The following is a 19,442-nucleotide window of genomic DNA, read 5'->3' as shown; positions in this document are numbered from 1 at the left end:
ACGGGTTTGGCCGGGGAGACGAATAGCTTTGGATATAAACGAAGACCAGATCATAGTAGGCATTGACCTGGGAACCACTAACTCCGCTTTGTCCTATGTGGATTTAAGCGGGAAGAACACGGCCTCCAAAATCAAGATGTTCCACACGCCCCAGGTGTTTGCGCCCGGGGAGTTGGCGCGCCTGCCCGTGCTGCCTTCCTTTTTGTATCTGCCCGGCCAGTATGACGTGGACCGGGAAAACTTGAAGCTGCCCTGGAAGGACGAGGAAATCGGCATTGTGGGAACCTTCGCCCGTGAGCAGGGCTCCAAAGTGCCGGGCCGGCTGGTATCCTCCGCCAAGAGCTGGCTGTGTCACTCCAAGGTGGATCGCACCGCCCCCATTCTCCCCTGGAACGCAGATAAGGAAGTGCAGAAGGTCTCTCCGGTTTTCGCCAGCGGGTCCTATCTCAAGCATTTACGCATCGCCTGGAATCATCAGGCCAAGGGCGTGGACGAAAAATTCCTGGAAAACCAGTTCGTCATCATTACCGTCCCTGCGTCATTCGACGAAGTGGCCAGGGATTTCACTATGGAGGCGGCCCGCACCGCAGGCATCGGCGAAGTCACCTTGCTGGAAGAGCCCCTGGCGGCCTTTTACTCCTGGCTCGTGTTTCACGAAAACGATTGGGAAAACTACGTCAAACCCGGAGAGCTGATTCTGGCGGTTGACGTGGGCGGCGGCACCACGGACTTCACGCTCATCACCTTGCGCGAGGTGGACGGCAGCCCTCGGTTTGAGCGCATCGCCGTAGGCGACCATCTTATTCTGGGCGGCGATAACATGGACCTGGCCCTGGCCCGCAAGACCGAAGCCGGTTTTAAGAAAGCCCCCTCCCAGTCTTTGAACGCCAACCGCTGGCAGGCCTTGTGCCACCAGTGCAGGCAGGCCAAGGAAGCCATCCTGGGCGGCGAGGTGGACAAAAAGACCGTCACTCTCATGGGCGAAGGCCGCGGCCTCATCGCCAACACCCTGTCCGCCACGCTCACCCGCGATCAGGTGGAGGAAACCATCCTGGACGGGTTTTTCCCCGTTGTGGATTCCGATTCTCAGGCGCCCGCGGCCCGCAAAGGCGGCATTACCGAGTTCGGCCTGCCCTATGAGCAGGATCCGGCGGTCACCCGTCATATGTGCAAATTTCTGGAGCGCCACGCCCAAAGCGTCAAGGACATGCTGGGCAAGGAAGTTCCGTTCCCCGACCTTTTGCTCTTTAACGGCGGCAGCTTGAAACCCGAAGTAATTCAGACGCGTATCCGTGAAGGCATAAAGCATTGGTTTAAGTCCGACCGCCTGCCCGGAGTCCTGGAAAACCCCGACCTGGACCTGGCCGTGGCCCGGGGCGCCGCTTATTACGGCCTCGTAAAATCCGGCATGGGCGTCAAGGTCGGCAGCGGCAGCGCCAGGGGCTATTATTTGCAGGTTTCCGGCGTCGAAGGACAAAACGGCAAGGGCAAGGCCTTATGCCTCTTGGAGCGCGGCGTGGAAGAAGGCACGCGCATCAACCTGTCCCAACGTCAGTTCCAGGTGTTGGCCAACCAACCCGTCAGCTTTCAGGTGTACAGCTCCAGCTATCGCAGCGGAGACAAAGCCGGGGACATCATAGATATCGACGACACCCTGACCCTTTTGCCGCCCATCAACACAGTCATTCAGTTCGGCAAAAAAGGCGTGCAAACTCAGATTCCCGTTGAAATTGAAGCCCATTACACGGAAGTGGGAACCCTGAGTCTGTGGTGCAAGTCCGTGAACACGGACCATAAATGGCGGCTGCAGTTCCAGATTCGCAAGCAGGAAGCCGCTCCCCAGGTGGAGGACGGCCAGGTCTTTGAAGAATCGATAGTCAACGAGGTTTTTGCCCGGATAGATGAGGTTTTCGGCGGGAAAAAAGGGGAATTGCCGCCCGAACGCTTGCCCAACGTAATCGCTGAAATCGTGGAACTCCCCCGGGAAAAATGGCCTTTGTCCCTGGTGCGGCGCATTGCTGACGATCTTTTGAAGAAGCAGCAGACCGGCCGGGCTCACGGCGCGGATTACGAAGCCCGCTGGCTGAATCTCATGGGGTTTTGCCTGCGACCCGGCTTTGGCGACGCCCTGGATGAGCACCGTATGCGCACCTTGTGGAGTTTTTACAAAAAAGGCCCGGTGCATCCCAAGAATCCCCAGGTTATGCTGGAATGGTGGGTCTTGTGGCGCAGGGCGGCCGGCGGTCTTACAGCCGGACAGCAACGCCAGGTGTTCCAGGATCTCATGCCCCAGATGAAAAACGCCAAGGCCGGAAAACTAAAAATTCCGCCCCAGCAGAAATTGGAAATGTGGATGCTCCTGGCCAACCTGGAACGCCTGCACATCAAGGATAAGCTGGAATGCGCCAAGCTGCTCATGGAGGAATTGCATCCCAAAAAGGCCAAGCCTCAGCAATGGTGGGCCCTTTCCAGGCTCGGCTCGCGGGAATTGCTGTACGGCCCCCTGGATCGCGTAGTATACTCCAAGGACGCAGCCGCCTGGATCAACACAATCCTGGAAACCGAGTGGAAAAATCCCAAGCCGGTGTGTCAGGCTTTGGCCCATCTTGCCAGGATGACAGGCGATATCAAGAGGGATATTGAGGAGGCGGATCGGGCCAAGGTCCTGGAATGGATGAAGAACAAGGGCGCCGCCAAATCCCTGACCAAAATGGTCGCCCAGGTGGTGGCCATGGATCGTCAGGAGGAGGATTCCATGTTCGGCGAGGCTCTGCCCGCTGGAATCGTTCTGCGGGATTGATGATTTAATCCGAAACCGGAGAAAACCATGCGCGTGGGATACGGATACGATGTGCACCGTCTGGTGGATGGCAGGCCCCTGGTTCTGGGAGGGGTGACCATCCCCTTTGATAAAGGCCTCAAGGGGCATTCCGACGCCGACGTATTGCTCCACGCCGTGTGCGACGCCCTGTTGGGCGCCGCCGGCCTAGGGGACATCGGCATGCATTTTCCGGATAAGGACCCAAAGTATAAAAACATTGCAAGCACGCGCCTGTTGGAGGAGACGGGCCGAAAAATTGCGCACGATGGATATAAGATCGTTAATATAGACGCCACGCTGGTGGCGGAGGCGCCGAAAATCGGCCCTTATAGACAGGAAATGGTTTCCGTGATAGCCAAATGCCTTGGCCTGGAAAACCGGCAGGTTAACGTCAAGGCCACCACCACCGAAGGCCTGGGAATAACAGGCAGAGGGGAGGGCATGGCGGCAACTTGCGTCGCCTGCCTGGAATAGCGGATCCAAAGGAGAAAAAACATAATGGCACTCACCCTGTACAACACCCTGACCCGGCAAAAAGAAACCTTTAAACCCCTTAAACCCGGGCATGTCAGCATGTACGTCTGCGGCCCCACGGTTTACGACTCCAGCCATATCGGACACGCCAGGTCAGCCGTGGTTTTCGATATTGTTTTCAGGTATCTGCAGGAAGCCGGATACAAGGTGACCTATGTCAGGAACTTTACGGACGTGGACGATAAGATCATCAACCGGGCCAATGAAAGGGACATGGACTGCCAGGCCCTTTCCGAAATCTACATCGACGAGTTCCATCGCGACATGGATGCTCTGGCTGTGCTCAGGCCCACCCTGGAGCCCCGGGCCACGGAATTCATAAAGGAAATCATCGAGGTGACCGCCAAACTTGTGGAAAAAGGCCACGCCTATGTGGTGGACGGCGATGTGTATTTTGACGTCCGCTCCTTTGCATCCTACGGCAAGCTCTCCGGCCGCAAGCTGGAAGACATGGAAGCCGGCGCCCGGGTTAAAGTGGACAGCCGCAAGAAAGATCCCTTTGACTTTGCTCTGTGGAAAGCCAAAAAGCCCGGCGAGCCCGCCTGGGAAAGCCCTTGGGGAGAAGGCCGGCCCGGCTGGCATATCGAATGTTCGGCCATGAGCTGGTCCCGTTTGGGAGAGACCTTTGACATCCACGGCGGCGGCCAGGATCTCATCTTTCCCCATCACGAAAACGAAGTGGCGCAGTCCGAAGCGGCCTTCGGCCAGCAATTCGTAAGATATTGGATGCACAACGGATTTGTGAACATTGACTCGGAAAAAATGTCCAAGTCCCTGAACAACTTTCTCACGGTCAAGGAAATCCTGGACCAGTTCCATCCAGAAGCCGTGCGCCTGTTCCTCCTGTCCAAACATTACCGCAGTCCCGTGGATTTTACCGAGCAGGCCATGAAAGAAGCGGCTTCCGGCCTGGATCGCGTCTACTCCTGCCTGCAACGAATCCTGGAAACCGTAGGCGGTCTGGACGACGACTTCCAGATCAGCGGCCACTGGTCCCGTTTTTGCGCCTGCATGGATGACGATTTTAACACCGCCGGCGCCCTGGGCATCCTGTTCGAGGCCGTGCGCGACGTGAACCGGCTGCTGGACGGAGATCTCACGGGCGACGATCAGGTCCGGGCCACGGAAGCGGGCGCAGCCATCGTAAAGATGGGCGGCGTCTTGGGCATGTTCCAGGAAGATCCCGATGCCTATTTTGAAGGCAAAAAGGAACAGGCGGCCCAGGACGGCGGGTTTGATCCGGCCATGGTGGACGATCTGGTCGCCAAACGCTCCCAGGCCCGTAAGGACAAGGATTGGGGGACGGCTGACGCCATCCGCGATCAGTTGACCGAAATGGGCGTGGCCATCGAGGACACTCCCGACGGGACTATCTGGAAAATGGCTTAACCGCTTGTATATATTAACGAATGCAAACAACTTCCGTATGCATTCCCACGCGAAGCATGGGAACGAGGCAGATGGCGCTGCTTGCCGCGCCCGGTTTCATCGTAGGGGCTGGGTCGCCCAGCCCAAGTTTTTAGTAGGGGCAGGATTTCCCCGCCCGAGTGCTGTCGGAGGGTTTTTTCCTGTTTAATAGGCTGAATTTGTTGAGTTTCGTAAACTCAACCCAACCTACGTCGCTCCAAGCAAAGCCGTAGATCGGGTTACGAAGTCCGGCTTTGCGCTTTTCATAGGCGTAAACGCTGGCGGACTTCAAACCCGACAAAAAATTTTCTGTCATTCCTGCAAAAGCAGGAATCCAGGGGCTTTTAGCGTTTTCCCCGGGCTGAAATTTTCAGCCCGTATTGCTTTTGCTGTTTTAATTGGGATTTTAGAATCAATCCCGAAAGTCGAGTTTGTTCCAAATATGTCCGGCAAAAAGGAGGCGGCGTCCGCCCCGTCCAATCTGGAGGATTTTACTGAATTTCAGGTGGTCTCTCCTTTCGAACCCAAAGGGGATCAGCCCGCAGCCATAGAATATCTGGCCAAAGGGGTTAACGAAGGCAAAAAGCACCAGGTGCTTTTGGGCGTCACCGGTTCAGGCAAGACTTTCACCATGGCCCACGTGGCCGCCAGGTGCGGCAAGCCCGTCCTGGTTTTGGCGCCCAACAAAACCCTCGCAGCTCAGTTATATAATGAATTCAAGCAGTTATTTCCAAAAAACGCGGTGGAGTATTTCGTCTCGTATTACGACTATTACCAGCCTGAAGCCTATCTGCCCAACAGCGACACCTATATAGAAAAAGACTCCAAGATCAACGAAATGATTGATAAGCTACGCCACGCCGCCACCGTGGCCGTGCTCACCCGGCGGGACGTGATCATCGTGGCCAGCGTGTCGTGCATCTACGGTTTGGGCGCGCCCGAAGATTACATCGCCATGCGCCTGGAGCTCACCGTGGGCATGGAGCTTTCCCGGGAAAAGCTGCTCAAGGATCTGGTGGCCATGCTCTATGAACGCAACGACATGGATTTCCACCGGGGCGTTTTCAGGGTGCGCGGGGATCGGGTGGAAATCTACCCGGCATACTGGGACGATCAAGCCATCCGCATCGAGTTTTTCGGGGACGAGATAGATTCCATATCGGAGATCGACCCGCTTCGGGGCGTTGTGATGAAAAAGTTGCAGCGCACTATGGTCTACCCGGCCAGCCATTACGTTACGTCCAAGGAAACCTTAAAGCGCGCCATGGGCGCCATCACGGAAGAGTTGAAAGAGCGCGTGGCCCATTTTCGGGACACAAACCAGTTGATCGAAGCCCAACGCATCCAGGAGCGCACAGACTACGACCTGGAGATGATGCACGAGTTGGGTTATTGCACGGGCATTGAAAATTACGCCCGTCATTTGACCGGCCGCAATGAAGGCGAGCCGCCGCCCACGCTCATCGACTTTTTTCCCGAAGACTTTCTTATGTTCATTGACGAAAGCCACATGGCCGTGCCCCAGGTGCGCGGCATGTTCCGGGGGGACAGGTCACGTAAGGAAACCCTGGTGCAGTTCGGGTTCCGGCTGCCTTCCGCCTTGGATAACCGCCCGCTCATGTTCGAGGAGTTCTCCGAAAAGGTGAATCAGGTGGTCTACGTCTCCGCCACTCCGGCCGACTATGAACTGGAGGTCGCCGACGGCGCCATCGCCGAGCAGATCGTACGGCCCACGGGCCTCATGGATCCGGAAATAATTGTCCGGCCCGCAACCAATCAGGTGGACGACCTTTTGGAGGAAATCCGCGTCCGAGTGGAAAACAACGAAAGGGTGCTGATAACCACCCTCACCAAACGCATGGCCGAAGACCTGTGCGACTACTACGAAGGCCTGGGCGTGGCCGTGCGGTATCTTCATTCCGACATTAAAACCATGGAGCGCATGGAAATCATCCGGGATCTTCGCCTGGGCGAGTTTGACGTACTGGTGGGCATCAACCTTTTGCGCGAGGGCCTGGACATCCCCGAGGTCTCTCTGGTGGCCATTCTGGACGCAGACAAGGAGGGCTTTCTCCGGTCCGAACGCTCCCTCATCCAGACGGTAGGCCGCGCCGCCCGTAACGTAAACGGCAAGGTCATCCTGTACGCCGACGCTATCACCCGATCTATGAAATTGGCCATGGACGAAAGCAAGCGCCGGCGGGATCTCCAGGCCGCCTATAATGAGGCCAACGGCATCACGCCCGAGAGCATAAAAAAGGAGATCGGGTCCATTTTTGACTCCGTGTACGAGGCCGATTACGTCACCGTGGAAGCGGATAAAAAGGAAGCCCAGGAAGCCATCGAAAGCAAGGATCTGGACCGGCTCATCGCCATGCTGGAAAAGGAAATGCAACAGGCCGCCAAGGAACTCGCCTTTGAGCGCGCCGCCGAACTCCGCGACCAGATCAAGGATCTCAAACGCCAGGATCTGGGGATTTAGGCGTTCGGATTCCGTGCAATAAGCATCATGTTTCGTATACCGGTAAGACGACGATTCACCGTCCAGCCTCGGCATGCAATGCCGAGGGGGCGATAGCACACAAGGTGCGACCCGAAAAGATTACAGGAATTGGTAACGGTCGGCGGGCCTACAAACTTAGTTAAAAACCTGCCTTTTATTGCGTGAAACCTGGATAGAGTGACGCCATTATCCTCTCAATCAAATCCCAATTCAATTCCTGCTTCCAAACTTAATCTCTTCTTTGTATAATCCCATGAAAATTTTTTAAAATCTCCATCAAATAATTACCATGAAGGAGGGAGTATGAGCACGTATATCAAGACGGAACAAAACGGAAGTTTCGCAGAAGTCGTCCTGAACCGGCCCAAGGCTTTCAATTCCTTTCATCTGGAGATGATCACGGAACTGACCCGGGAGCTTACCCGGCTGGCCGTGGACGATTCGGTCCGGGGCGTTTTGATAACCGGCGAAGGCAAGGCTTTTTGCGCTGGAGGCGACCTCAAATGGGTCACGGAATTCGCCGCAAAGCCCGGGGCCTCTTTTCACACCCTGGCCGCCCAGTTTCATAACGGCATTGTGGAAATCAGACGCATGGAAAAGCCCGTGGTCGCGGCCGTCAACGGAGTTGCAGCCGGCGGCGGATTCTCCCTCGCCTTGGCCTGCGACTTCCGCGTTATGGGAAAATCCGCCGTGCTAAAGCAGGCGTACACCTCCAACGGGTTGTGCATAGACGGAGGCGGAACATACACCTTGCCCCGGTTGGTGGGCATGGCTCGGGCATTGGAAATCGCGGTTTTTGACGAGGCCATTACTGCCGAAAAAGCCCTGGAATGGGGCTTGGCCACAAAAGTTGTGGAGGATGAATCCGTGCTGCAGGAGGCGCGCGCCATGCTGGAGGTTTTGTCCAAAAAATCCATGCATTCCATTGGCTGGTCCAAAAGGCTGTTGATGGATTCCTTTAACAACACCCTGGAATACCAGTTGGAACTGGAGCGCCAGGGCCTTGGCGCCTGCGGCGACCATCCCGACGGCAGGGAAGGCCTGTCCGCCTTTGTGGAAAAGCGCAAGCCAAAGTTTGGCAAATAGGTCTGATTGGGAAATACAAAATGTTATAAACGCCGACAGCCCGGGCCTGACAGGACGCTTCGGCCTGAATTGTCAGGCTCCACCTGGATTTGGCAGGGGATGCAGTCTTTCAAGGCCTGAACGTGGGATATGACGCCGATGAGTTTGCCGTCCTGTTTTAAATTGCTCAGGGCGGATAGGGCGGTATCCAGGGTTTCGTCGTCCAGGGTTCCAAAGCCTTCGTCCAGAAATAAAGAATCCACCCGGATGTTTTGGCTGGCCATGCCGGACAGGCCCAAGGCCAAAGCCAGGCTGACGATAAAGCTCTCGCCGCCGGACAGGTTTTGCGTGGACCGCACCTCCCCCGCCTGATAATTATCGATGACGTTCAAATCCAGGGGCTCGTTGGGATCCCGGATCAACAAATAGCGATCGCTCATGGTTTGCAAATGCCTGTTGGCGTGGGAGACCATGATTTCAAAGGTCAGGCCCTGGGCGAAATTACGGAATTTTTTTCCATCGCTGGAGCCGATAAGATCGTGGAGCCTGCCCCATTTGTCGCATTCCCTTTTCTGCGCTTCAATCTCTTTAAGAAGGTCCTTTTGCTTCTCCGCCAGTTTGTCGTGGGCGGAGAGTTCCTGGGTAATGGCGCCGATTTTCTCCTGGGCGGCCTTGGCCTTGTCGGACAATTCCGCATTTTCACCTTTAAGGCTTTCCATGTCCCGATTCGTTTTATTCAGGCTTTTTTCTTCCTGCAGGGCTTTTGTTTGCTGCTCCACGAGGGTCGCCAGGCGGATTTTCTCTTGGTTCAGGCCTTTCTTCAAATCCTCCAGGCTTTTGAACTCCTCTTTTGATAAAAGGGCGGCTGTATAGGCCTTTTCGTCGTCAAATCCCGACGCCGCCAATTTACCTTGGAATGCGGCCCCATCCTTTTCCAGCTTTACAGCGCCGTCTTCCAGGCTTTTGGCAAGCTCCTTCAGACGGTCCTGCAGGGATTGTTTTTCGGATTCCAACTCAGCGCATTTTTTTTGGGCGGCTTCCAGCTTCCAGGCTGCTTCCTTGACGGCTTGCGCCAGAGCCTTTTCCTCCTGATCCGGGTCTTTGTCTCCGAACAGGGACCGGCGTTCCTTGCTGAGCGCCTCAAATCCGGCTTTCCGCTCCGTTTTTTCTTTCAAGGCGGCTTCCATCTCCTTTTGACCGGCTTCCAGCATTTGGACGGAGGTTTTTAGATCGGCCTCCAGGCCGCTTAATTCCTTGGAAAGCTCATCTTTCTCCTTCAGGCGCTTGTCATATTCCTTTAACCGGCTTTTCAGACTATCCAGGACGGTTTTTACGGATTTTGCGGAAATCTCGAACGATCCGTAGGGCGCTATAGCCTGTTGCAGTTCGGCTTGGGATTTATCCAGACGAAGTTCAAGTCGGGCCAAGTCCTCTTCCGAACGCTTTTGGTTTTCCAAAGCGCTTTCCAATGCGTGCAGGGCGGATTCGGCTTTTTGGCGGAAGTCCGGGAGCTTTTTTTCCGCCTGATGGAATTGATTATCCAGCTCCTCCACGGCGTCTTTTTTGTGCCTGGCCTGCTTTAAGACGCTGATGCAATTTTCGTTGTTACGGCTGCAGTCTTCCTGTTCCTCCTTGACGTTTTTAGCGGCGTCGTCAATTTCCTGTGGCAATTGCAATTTTTGCAGGCCTTCCAGGACGCCGTTCTTTTCCTTTTCCAGTTCCTGCTTGTTTTCTTTGAGGGTGGATTGCAGTTGTTTGATCTCGGATTCCAGGACGGTATGCTCCTTGTTGCGGGCAGCCCATTCCTTTTCGATTTCCTTGAGCTTCTTTTTGCCTTCTTTCAAGTCACGGCCGGTTTGGGTGGATTGGGGGATGTTTCCCTTTGCGTAGGGATGCTCCAACGCGCCGCAAAGAGGGCAGGGGGCGCCGTCGGACAGATTCTTTCGTTCCTTTTCCAGGCTTTGCACCCGGCAAGCCAGGGCGTGTTTTTCATCCAGATGACTTACCAGGAGTTCCTGTTGGGCCTTTTCCTTCTCCAGAGCTTCCAGAGCCTGTTCCAGTTCCGGGAGTTTGTTGTGACATTCCTGCAGGGATTGTTCGCCGGAGCGAATTTTTTCTTCAATCCCTCCGGCCCGGTTGCAGGCGTCGGCAAGCACGGCCAGTTTTCCAAGGCGGATGTCCAGGCGGGTTTTTTCTTCGTTCCAGGCTTCCCAGGATTTACCCTGAAGGATTTTTTCCAACTCCTCTTTGCGGGCTTTCAGGCTGTTTTTCGCCTTTTCCAAACGCTGCTTTTCGGATTCGTATTGCTTTTGCAGTTTTTCGTGTTTGGTTTTGGCCTTGGAGGCCGCCGCCTTGGCTTGCGTCAGGCTTTTCTTTTTGTCGGCGTGGTCGTTGCCCGCCTCTTGAAATCGCCCGACCAGCTGTTCAACGCCGGTCAGGTTTTTCCCCAGGGCCTCGCAGTCCTTGTTTTCTTGGATATAGGCTTCCTTTTTGCTGATTTGTTCTTTAGCCGCCTGGAGTTTTTCACGAGTCGCCGCAATTTCCTTTTCCTGCCTGCGAACAGAGTCTTGGCGCGCCTTTACCTTTTTTTCCGCTTGCTCCAGGTCTTTTCCGGCGCTTTCTAGGCGGGAGTCCAGAATCCGAACATGCTTGATAATCCCGGATTTCTTTTCCTGGTTTTCTTGCGCTGATTTAAGGGCCTCTGCAGCCGCGTTCTTGGCGGCGTTTCCATCCTTCAAGGCATGGCGGTTATGTTCGAGTTTTTCTTCAAGCGCTGCTTTGGCTTCGCTCCCTTCCTTTTGGCGCTTTCTCAAATCCTGGAGCTTGTCATATTCAGGCTCCAGATCCCGGGCCCGCCGGCCGGTGTCCAGCCTATCCAGATCCGGCCTGGCCTGGGCTTGCTTCTCATCAAAGGCCGCTTGATTTTGTTTCAGATCGTCCAATCCCTTGGATAGTTTGTCCAGGCTTTCCAACCAGGAGATTTTCTCCTGCACTTCCTTGGCTTGGGCTGAAACGGCTTCCGCTTCCTTTTTAAAGATGAGGCGGCTATTTTTTAGCTCCTGAATTTCCTCCGGGGAAAGCAGGCGGATTTCCCCCAGCCGTTCTTCCAGCCGGTCTTTGGTTTCGTTCTCCGCCTTTTTCCGTTCATGCACCGCAATGGATATATTGGTGTAAATATCCGTGCCGGTAATCTGTTCCAGCAGCCCGGACCGTTCGTCTGATTTTTCCTTTAGAAATGCGGCGAAATTGCCCTGGGCCAGCAGCACGGACCGGGTGAAGCGCTTAAAGTCCATGCCGGCGGCTTCTTCCACGCAGGAGGCGGTCTTGCTGGGTTTGGATTCGATGATCTCGCCCGAGTCTGCATTCGCCAGTTCGTGTTTGTAGCCTTGCAGATTGCCGTCAGGTTTATTCCGGGCCCGGCGCTGGCTCCAATGGCAGATGTAACGGCCTGAATTGGTTGTGAACTCCACTTCGGAAAAGCATTCCCCGGTATGGCGGGTCATGATTTCGTTGGAAGAACCTGTGATGGAAGGCAGCCGGGGCGTCTGGCCGTACAGGGCCAGGCAGATAGCATCCAGGACGGTGGTTTTTCCCGAACCTGTCGGGCCGGAGATGGTGAAGATGCCTGATGACGTGTAATCAACGGAATTGAAGTCTATTTCCCACTCACCCGGAAGGGAGTTTAAATTTTTAAAACGCAACCGTAAAATCCGCATCCCACTCTCCTATTCAGCCCGTGCGTCCCGTTCATGAAGGTCAGCAAGAATTTCCTTAAAGGCGTCCATCAGTTCTTTACGTTGTGAGTCCGGAACGTCCCCGGCTTCCAGGCGCCGGGTAAAAACCTCTTCCTCGGAAAGTTCGTTCAGGGTTTCCAGGGGCGTTTCCCGGTTTAAAATCCTCAAAGCCGTCGTCAGATCATTCGTGCGAACAACTTCCATGCCTGTTCCCTCGATGAGGGATTTGACTTTGTCCAGCAGAATTCCGGCGCCGGTTTCGCCGGTGTATTCCAGTTCCAGCCAGGCTTGGCTGCCTTGATCCTTGAGGTTCGTGACAGCCTGCACCAACTCATCATGCCCCCCGCGGATTCGCCTCAACTCCCTAAAGCAGGGCGTCCTCAGTTCCCGGACTTGGGGTTGGGTTCCCGCAAACTCCACCTCCAGGACCATTTTATTCTGTTCGGACTCCTTAAAGCTCATGGGCAGGGGCGAGCCTGGATACCGGAAATGATCCCGGCCCCTGACTTTTTGGGGAATGTGCAAGTGGCCCAGGGCCAGATAATCGATTTCCTCCGGAAAAATCTCCGGGCGGACCTGGCCCAGGCCGCCCACGTACAGTTCCCTGACACCGTCCTCCTTATCCGTGCGGCCTCCCGCCGTGAATAGATGCCCCATGGCGACAATGGGGACGGGTTGGTCCAGTCCGTCCCGGACCGCTTTGGCCGCGCCGCACACCCGTTTGTAGTGCTCCTCGATTCCGGCAAGCATTTTTTGGGCTTTGTCGTCCATGGATTCTCCGGCTTCCGCCAAACGGACGTCCCGATCCCTAAGGTAGGGGACGGCGCAGACGATCAATTCAGGCCGGCCTTTATCATCTTTCAGGACCAGCGCCTCGTTTGAGGGATCTTCATCGATTCTCCCCACAACATAGACGTTTTGATAGCGGAGCATGGTTTTAGGGGCGTCCAGAAAAGTCGGGGAGTCGTGGTTGCCTGCGGTTATGACCACGTGGCGGCAGCCCGTACGGGACGCCTGTCCCAGGAACCGGTAATATAACTCCTGGGCCCGGTTGCTGGGCGTTCCCGTGTCGAAAACGTCCCCGGAAACCAGCAAGGCTTGGGCCTGGCTTTCGCGGATGACTTCCAGAAGCCAGTCCAGAAATTGTTCGAATTCGTCGAACCGCTTTCTTCCGTAAAGAGAGCGGCCCAGGTGCCAGTCGGAGGTGTGGATTAGTTTCATTACCGCCTAAACCTTGCTGAGCAACAAAGTCCTTTACGCACTTTGATTGCCGGTTGGGGTTATAAACAGGGGATCTGCGTATATTGATGCGGATTTTTATATACCAAAGGAAGCGGATTGAAAAGCGTCAAATCTTGCGGGAAAGGCCGGCGCGTGTTAGTATTTGAGCATGGATGCGCGAGCGGAATTGCGTCTGATTTCCCCATGATGGAGGCGGCGGACTTTTGTCTGAAATAGAAAAAAAACTGGCCACATTATCCAACGGACCCGGGGTGTACCTGATGAAGGACGAGTCCGGGGAGATCATCTATGTGGGCAAGGCCAGAAGCCTGAAAAAACGGGTGTCTTCCTATTTTCTGGAGAAGGCCAACCGGGACTTGAAAACCGGCATCCTGGTCAAGAAGATCGCCTCCTTTGACGCTATCCTGGTAACCACGGAAAAGGAAGCCCTGATCCTGGAAGCCAACCTCATCCGCAAGCACAAGCCCCGCTACAATATCCTGTTAAAAGACGGAAAACGCTTTCCCTCCCTGCGGATCGACGTGCGAACGTCCTATCCGCGCCTGGAAGTGGTTAGAAAGGTCAAGAAGGACGGCGCTATTTATTTCGGGCCGTTTTCGTCGGCGGGCAAACTCCGCAGCACATTGAAAATCATCAACAAGACCTTTCAACTCCGCAAATGCAAGCAAAAGGAGCCGCCCAAACGCAACCGGCCGTGCCTGAACTATCAGATGGGTCAATGCCTGGGTCCTTGCTGCCTTCCTGTGGACCGGGACGAGTATCTGGACATGGTGAACGAGGTGATCCTGTTTTTAAAAGGCCGCACAAATGATTTGGTCCAAAAAATCCGGGAGCAGATGGCCGCCGCTTCTGAAAAGCAGGAGTACGAACTGGCCGCCCGCCTGCGGGACCGCATGTTCGCCATTCAGGCCACGGTGGAAAAACAAGCGGCCGTGACCACGGATTTTGTGGACCGGGACGTGATCGGCATCGATAGGGAGCCGGAGGGCTCGGCCATCTCCGTGCTTTATGTCCGGGGGGGCTTTTTGCTGGGATCCCGGAACTACAACTTTGACGAAGTCCTGGGCACGGACTCGGAAAGCATTCAGGCTTTTTTACGACAATATTATGATAAGGACCGGTTCATCCCAGACGAGGTGTTCGTTCCCTGCCAATTGGAAAACATGGAGTTGATGGAGCAGTGGCTTACGGAAACCGCGGAAAAGCGGGTGGTTCTTCATTGGCCGCAACGGGGCGAAAAAACCCGCCTGATTGAAATGGCCAACGAAAACGCCCACGAAGCCCTTAAGGACCGCATTTCGTCGGAAAACGTTTTTAAAAGCCTGCTGGAAAGGCTGCAAAAACGCCTGCGTATGGACCGGCCGCCCCGGCGCATCGAGTGCTTTGACATTTCCCACACCGGCGGCAACCAGACCGTCGCTTCCATGATCGTCTTTGAGGACGGCAAGGAAGCCAAGTCTGAATATCGCACCTTCAATATCGACAGCCTGGACCACCCGGACGATTATGCGGCCATGCACGAAGTCATGGCCCGGCGGTTTGCGCCGGACAAGGATTGGTCCGCGCCCGACGTCCTGTTGATCGACGGAGGCAAAGGCCAGCTTTCCATTACAGCCTCCGTTTTGGACGGCTTGGGGGTTATGGGCGCCTTTGAGGTGATCAGCATCGCTAAAAAGGACGAAGCCAAAAAGGAAACCATGGACAAAATCTACCGCCCTGGGCAGGCCAACCCCGTGGTTTTCGGCCGGGACGGAGACGTGCTTTTGTTCCTCCAACGGGTTCGGGACGAAGCCCATCGCTTCGCCATTACAACGCACCGAAAAAGGCGGGCAAAGACCATTCGGAAATCCGCCCTGGACAGCGTGCCCGGAATAGGGGAGAAGCGGAAAAAAGCCCTTTTGCGGCATTTCGGCAGCATCAAGCGCCTGAAAGAGGCGAGCCCCGAGGACATCGCCCAGGTTCCGGGCATCAGCGTAAAACGCGCCCAGGAGATTCTGGAGGCCCTGGACGCCTAAAGCGATTGAATCTATATTGGAGTAAGCGTTTTTTATCAACAGTTTGATTTCGTTGGGTTTCGCAAGCCCTACCTAATCTGCGTCATTCCATGGTAAGCTGTAGGTTGGGGGGGGGTCTGCTGTAATAATGGCATTTGAAATCAGTGGGTTGCGAATTGATTGTGAACCTGTGAATTCCAGAAGCGTTTTGCAGATTCACCCAACACAATTAAACCTGAGCGTAATTGTTTTCGGTATGCAATCCCACGCGCAGCATGGGTGCGAGACAAAATGACATAGGGACGCCGCTTGCATCGCGAAAGGCCATAAACATGTCAGATTCAACCATTCCTGTCGTTCTGAGCATTGCCGGATCCGACTCCGGAGCGGGAGCCGGAATTCAGGCGGACCTGAAAACCTTTGCAGCGCTCGGAGTATATGGAACGACCGCCATTACGGCCATTACGGCCCAAAACACCCTTGGGGTGCAAGACTGGCAAGAGGTTTCGCCTGATTTGATCGCCGCCCAAATTCGCGCCGTGGCTTCGGACATGCATCCGAAAGCCGTAAAAACCGGCATGCTGGGCGGGCCTGAAACGGTTCGGACAGTGGCTCGGGAAATTCGGGATCTGGGACTTGAGAATCTGGTGGTGGATCCGGTGATGAAAGCTAAAGGCGGCAAAGATCTTTTGCTGCAGGAAGCCTATGAGGTTATGGTGAAGGAGTTGTTCCCCCTGGCTCGGGTTGTGACGCCCAATCTGGACGAAGCGTCAGAACTGGCGGGGTATGACGTCAAAGATTTGTCACAGATCAAAGAGGCGGCCAAAGCCATTCAGGCCATGGGCCCCGCTGCGGTGGTGATCAAGGGCGGGCACAGCCAAGGCCAGCCCAACGACTTGTTGTATAACGGAAGCGAATTTTTCGAGTATCCGGGCAAGCGAATCGACACGCCCCATTCCCACGGCACGGGCTGCACATTCGCCTCGGCCGTCGCCGTCGGGTTGGCTAAAGGCATGAAAGTGCGGGAAGCGGTTTTTCGCGCCAAGGAGTTTACGGCAAGGGCCGTTAAACACGGCCTGCCTTTAGGCGGAGGACACGGTCCGGTCAATCATTTTCCCGATTTGCTGAAACTAAAGATGTCCGAGGAATAAAGGGCTGTTATTCCAGCGCAAAAATGGTTCCCGGCCCTTGCTCCCTGGCTTGAACAAGGGCTTGCTCAGCGTTATCCATCCATCGTTCCATGGTTTCAGGCTGCCCTCCTGCATGCTCTACGATTCCTGCCGTAATGCCGATTTCCATGATTTTTCCAAACCAGTCAAAGGGCGTCTGTTCGATGGCCTTCACGAGGCATTGACACCATTCCCGGGCTTCTTTTTTGTCCCTGCCCGGCAGGAGAACGAGAAATCGGTCGCCGAACAGCCTGGACGGCAGGTCCTCTCTGTGGGAGTTTCTCCGCAAATGCTTGCCAATGAATAAGACGGCCTGATTCAAGCCTTTTGGGCCGATTTTTTCCTGAATGTTTTCCAGGTCTTCTATGTGAATGGCCAGCAGCGAAGAAGTCCGGTTCATGGTCTCCGACCTGGAGATTTCCTTGCTCACGGCTCTTTTCATGATGGCGTCCGTTACAAGGCCGGTCAGGTCGTCCTTAAGGGCTGTATTGCGCAGCCTCAGCCGGGCGTTGTTTGCTTTTTTATTAAAATAGCCGACTTCGCAGACCTGGGTCAAAATTCGTAAGCATTCGGATTCGGGCGCCCAGGCGGCCAGAACACCGTCCGCCTCGCCCCCGTCAATCATTGAACAGGCTCCGGGCATATCCCTGCATTCCGCTGTCAAGACAATGCTTTTATCCGCCTCTTTGGCCGCCTGGATCCATGATTGCCAATCATGCCTGGCGGAGTATTCCGCAACCACAACGTCCGTCTCCACGGGAATTCGACCGTCAACAGCCCTGGTGCAATGAATTGCGGGATACCCCTCCATGACTGTGGAGATATGCTCGAATATGTCGCCATTGGCGCCTGCGAATAAGATATAGAGGCTCCGTCCGTCCCCTTCAAAAGCCCCGTCATTCGCCCAGTGTTCATGCCGCAAGTCCTGAATCTGCTTTACGATGTGCGCGATTTTTTCGCCCGACTCATCCACCCGGCCCAGGTATTTCAACACCTTTTCCGCGTCGTCCTTGTTCATGCTCATCAGTTCCAGGTGGCCCAAAAGGCTGGTAAGGGGCTGGTTAACCTCGTGGGCCGCCACCCCGATCATGCTGATGATATTTCCCAGGCGTTCGGCCGTCTCCCGATTTTCCCGCAGGTAGTTCATGCGGGAACAGGCCTTATTCAGATCCTGGATCAAAGCATGGGTTTCCAGGCCATGGTTCAGGACCATCTCCAGGGACGCTGCGTCGGCGGCGTCTTTTTGCAACCGGCCGCAAACGGAAGGGATCGGCTCATTTTGGGTTTCCTCGTCGTCCAGTAGCATCAATGGCAGGCCCAGGGACTGGGCCAGGATTTTTTCCTGAGGGGTAGGGGAGTGATCCAGCAAAACCGCATGAACGCCGTCCTGGGCGGCAAGCGATTGCAACTCGTCCGTATTACGAACTATTCCGGAACATTGGATGGCTTCCGCCCCTTCCAGAATGCGCTCCATGGATTCGCCTGTTTCGGGATTTTTGGCGAGAATGCTGACTTTAAGCAATTGACTTGGCGTATCAGAAGCCGTTTTAAAAGCGCCGGCCATGTACACAACCTCCGTAAGAGAATCAGTTTGGGAATACTGCGGATACAGCATGCAAAAAACATCCCAAAACTGTTGGGCGAGAGCTTCCGCATTAGGATCCGGCGGAAAAAACTAAAGGAAACGCATAGAAACGGATATAAAATACCAAAAAGCCCAAAGATCGCCAAGGGATTTCGCGTTTGCAGCATGCTTAGACTTGACAGCGGCCGTCAAAAAGGCGATTTTATACGATAGCGAACAATCACGAAGGCTATACAGGCCTTGAAACCCTTTGAGGCAATCCTTCCTGCGCAAATCTCTCGGGCCTTGTTGCGTAAAGCGTTGCCAGCCAATTAAAATTTATCCGATCGATAAATTTTGCCGGATTATTGTTAACCCGTTACATCACTAAGGGAGGAAGTAATGATCGAAACCAAACTCACCAAGCTGCTGGGCATCAAATACCCCCTCGTGGGCGGAACCATGATGTGGATCACAACGGCCGACTTTGTGGCCGCCATTTCCAACGCAGGAGGTCTGGGCGTTTTGGCTTCCGCGGTTTACCAATCCAAGGAAGAGTTTGAAGTGGCCGTAGACGCTATTCAGAAGAAAACGGACAAACCCTTTGCCGTGAACATCAACTTGTTTCCGGCCATGCGCGCCATTGACAATAACGAGTACGTGGACGTCATGATCGACAAGGGCGTCAAAATTGTGGAAACCTCCGGCCACTCGGCTCCCGAAGAACTTTGCAAACGCTTCAAGGACGCCGGCATGACCTGGATTCATAAATGCGTGGGCGTCAAGTACGCTCTAAAGGTGCAGGGCATGGGCGCGGACGTGGTCACGGTGGTGGGTTACGAAAACGGCGGCGCCACGGGCAGGCTGGATATCGGCACCATGGTTCTGGTTCCCACGGTTGTGGACGCCGTAAACCTGCCTGTGATCGGCGGCGGCGGCATTTCCGACGGCCGGGGCGTTGCAGCCATCCTTTCCCTGGGCGCCGAAGGCGTGATCATGGGCACCCGCATCATGGCCACCAAAGAATGCCCCATCCACGACAATCTCAAGCAAGCCTTTGTCGGCGCCTCCGAGTTGGACACCATGCTGGTCATGCGGAGCATCAACGCCACGCACCGCGTCTGGATTAATGACGCAGCCAAAAAATGCCATGAACTGGAAGAAAATCAAGCCTCCTTCGAAGAGTTGTACGAAGTCATCAAGGGCGATAACGCCAAAAAGATGTATGATGAAGGCGAATTGGGCGCAGGAATCGTCTCCTTGGGCCAGGGCGTGGGCATGACCCACGACGTTCCCACGGTGGCCGAACTGTTCGAGCGGATCATGAAGGAAGCCGAAGAAAGGCTCGTAAAGTTAAACGGCCAGATTAAGTAATCGGCTCAACCGCCTGCTATGCCGGCGAAAACAGG

At 55.0% G+C, this 19,442-nt stretch carries 11 protein-coding genes; 8 read left to right on the top strand and 3 right to left on the bottom strand.

The window, feature by feature from the left end; all coding sequences use genetic code 11:
- The first annotated feature begins 28 nt into the window (after positions 1 to 28).
- From BUE18_RS17950 to BUE18_RS17930, 5 genes are all read left to right on the top strand, one after another.
- The gene (locus BUE18_RS17950) at positions 29 to 2,800 is read left to right on the top strand and encodes an Hsp70 family protein (RefSeq protein ID WP_073477566.1); all 2,772 of its coding nucleotides are present in this window, start codon (positions 29 to 31) and stop codon (positions 2,798 to 2,800) included.
- A 27-nt stretch (positions 2,801 to 2,827) separates the two neighbouring features.
- On the top strand, positions 2,828 to 3,295 hold the full coding sequence (gene ispF, locus BUE18_RS17945) for a 2-C-methyl-D-erythritol 2,4-cyclodiphosphate synthase (protein ID WP_073477565.1): 468 nt from the start codon (positions 2,828 to 2,830) through the stop codon (positions 3,293 to 3,295).
- Positions 3,296 to 3,319: 24 nt separating this feature from the next.
- The gene (cysS, locus tag BUE18_RS17940) at positions 3,320 to 4,744 is read left to right on the top strand and encodes a cysteine--tRNA ligase (RefSeq protein WP_073477564.1); all 1,425 of its coding nucleotides are present in this window, start codon (positions 3,320 to 3,322) and stop codon (positions 4,742 to 4,744) included.
- A gap of 460 nt (positions 4,745 to 5,204) precedes the next feature.
- A complete protein-coding gene (gene uvrB / locus BUE18_RS17935; RefSeq protein ID WP_073477563.1) occupies positions 5,205 to 7,244 on the top strand; it encodes an excinuclease ABC subunit UvrB in 2,040 nt (679 codons plus the stop codon).
- Between the two features lie 324 nt (positions 7,245 to 7,568).
- Positions 7,569 to 8,351 (top strand): enoyl-CoA hydratase/isomerase family protein, encoded by a 783-nt coding sequence (locus BUE18_RS17930; protein WP_073477562.1) that lies wholly within the window; start codon positions 7,569 to 7,571, stop codon positions 8,349 to 8,351.
- Positions 8,352 to 8,374: 23 nt separating this feature from the next.
- Here BUE18_RS17930 and BUE18_RS17925 read toward each other — a convergent pair whose 3' ends face one another.
- Both BUE18_RS17925 and BUE18_RS17920 read right to left on the bottom strand, forming a co-directional pair.
- Entirely contained in the window at positions 8,375 to 12,046 is a 3,672-nt protein-coding gene (locus tag BUE18_RS17925; RefSeq protein WP_073477561.1) for an AAA family ATPase, read from the bottom strand.
- Positions 12,047 to 12,055: 9 nt separating this feature from the next.
- Positions 12,056 to 13,285 (bottom strand): exonuclease SbcCD subunit D C-terminal domain-containing protein, encoded by a 1,230-nt coding sequence (locus BUE18_RS17920; RefSeq protein ID WP_073477560.1) that lies wholly within the window; start codon positions 13,283 to 13,285, stop codon positions 12,056 to 12,058.
- 224 nt (positions 13,286 to 13,509) lie between these two features.
- Between BUE18_RS17920 and uvrC the strand changes: the two genes are divergently transcribed.
- Both uvrC and thiD read left to right on the top strand, forming a co-directional pair.
- Positions 13,510 to 15,321 carry an excinuclease ABC subunit UvrC gene (gene uvrC, locus BUE18_RS17915; RefSeq protein WP_073477559.1) on the top strand — a complete coding sequence of 604 codons (1,812 nt, stop codon included), beginning with the start codon at positions 13,510 to 13,512 and terminating at the stop codon, positions 15,319 to 15,321.
- A 311-nt stretch (positions 15,322 to 15,632) separates the two neighbouring features.
- A complete protein-coding gene (thiD, locus tag BUE18_RS17910; RefSeq protein WP_083611122.1) occupies positions 15,633 to 16,451 on the top strand; it encodes a bifunctional hydroxymethylpyrimidine kinase/phosphomethylpyrimidine kinase in 819 nt (272 codons plus the stop codon).
- A gap of 7 nt (positions 16,452 to 16,458) precedes the next feature.
- Here the strand turns inward: thiD and BUE18_RS17905 are convergent, their stop codons facing one another.
- Positions 16,459 to 18,084 carry a diguanylate cyclase domain-containing protein gene (locus BUE18_RS17905; RefSeq protein WP_073477558.1) on the bottom strand — a complete coding sequence of 542 codons (1,626 nt, stop codon included), beginning with the start codon at positions 18,082 to 18,084 and terminating at the stop codon, positions 16,459 to 16,461.
- Between the two features lie 351 nt (positions 18,085 to 18,435).
- Here BUE18_RS17905 and BUE18_RS17900 point away from each other — a divergent pair, with 351 nt between their 5' ends.
- Complete coding sequence (locus BUE18_RS17900; RefSeq protein ID WP_073477557.1) at positions 18,436 to 19,407, top strand: NAD(P)H-dependent flavin oxidoreductase; 972 nt, start codon at positions 18,436 to 18,438, stop codon at positions 19,405 to 19,407.
- Positions 19,408 to 19,442: the final 35 nt, after the last annotated feature.

It is taken from the genome of Desulfatibacillum alkenivorans DSM 16219, assembly GCF_900142135.1.
GTDB lineage: Bacteria > Desulfobacterota > Desulfobacteria > Desulfobacterales > Desulfatibacillaceae > Desulfatibacillum > Desulfatibacillum alkenivorans.
The sequence above is the reverse complement of the archived record's forward strand: the minus strand, read 5'-3'. Positions and strand labels throughout refer to the sequence as shown.

What these genes read in the sequence shown, in the direction of transcription:
- ispF (WP_073477565.1), top strand. Translation starts at nt 2,828, where the DNA reads ATGCGCGTGGGATACGGATACGATGTGCACCGTCTGGTGGATGGCAGG.
- uvrB (WP_073477563.1), top strand. Translation starts at nt 5,205, where the DNA reads ATGTCCGGCAAAAAGGAGGCGGCGTCCGCCCCGTCCAATCTGGAGGAT.
- BUE18_RS17905 (WP_073477558.1), bottom strand. Translation starts at nt 18,084, where the DNA reads ATGCTGTATCCGCAGTATTCCCAAACTGATTCTCTTACGGAGGTTGTG.
- BUE18_RS17925 (WP_073477561.1), bottom strand. Translation starts at nt 12,046, where the DNA reads ATGCGGATTTTACGGTTGCGTTTTAAAAATTTAAACTCCCTTCCGGGT.
- BUE18_RS17930 (WP_073477562.1), top strand. Translation starts at nt 7,569, where the DNA reads ATGAGCACGTATATCAAGACGGAACAAAACGGAAGTTTCGCAGAAGTC.
- cysS (WP_073477564.1), top strand. Translation starts at nt 3,320, where the DNA reads ATGGCACTCACCCTGTACAACACCCTGACCCGGCAAAAAGAAACCTTT.
- BUE18_RS17920 (WP_073477560.1), bottom strand. Translation starts at nt 13,285, where the DNA reads ATGAAACTAATCCACACCTCCGACTGGCACCTGGGCCGCTCTCTTTAC.
- thiD (WP_083611122.1), top strand. Translation starts at nt 15,633, where the DNA reads ATGTCAGATTCAACCATTCCTGTCGTTCTGAGCATTGCCGGATCCGAC.
- BUE18_RS17900 (WP_073477557.1), top strand. Translation starts at nt 18,436, where the DNA reads ATGATCGAAACCAAACTCACCAAGCTGCTGGGCATCAAATACCCCCTC.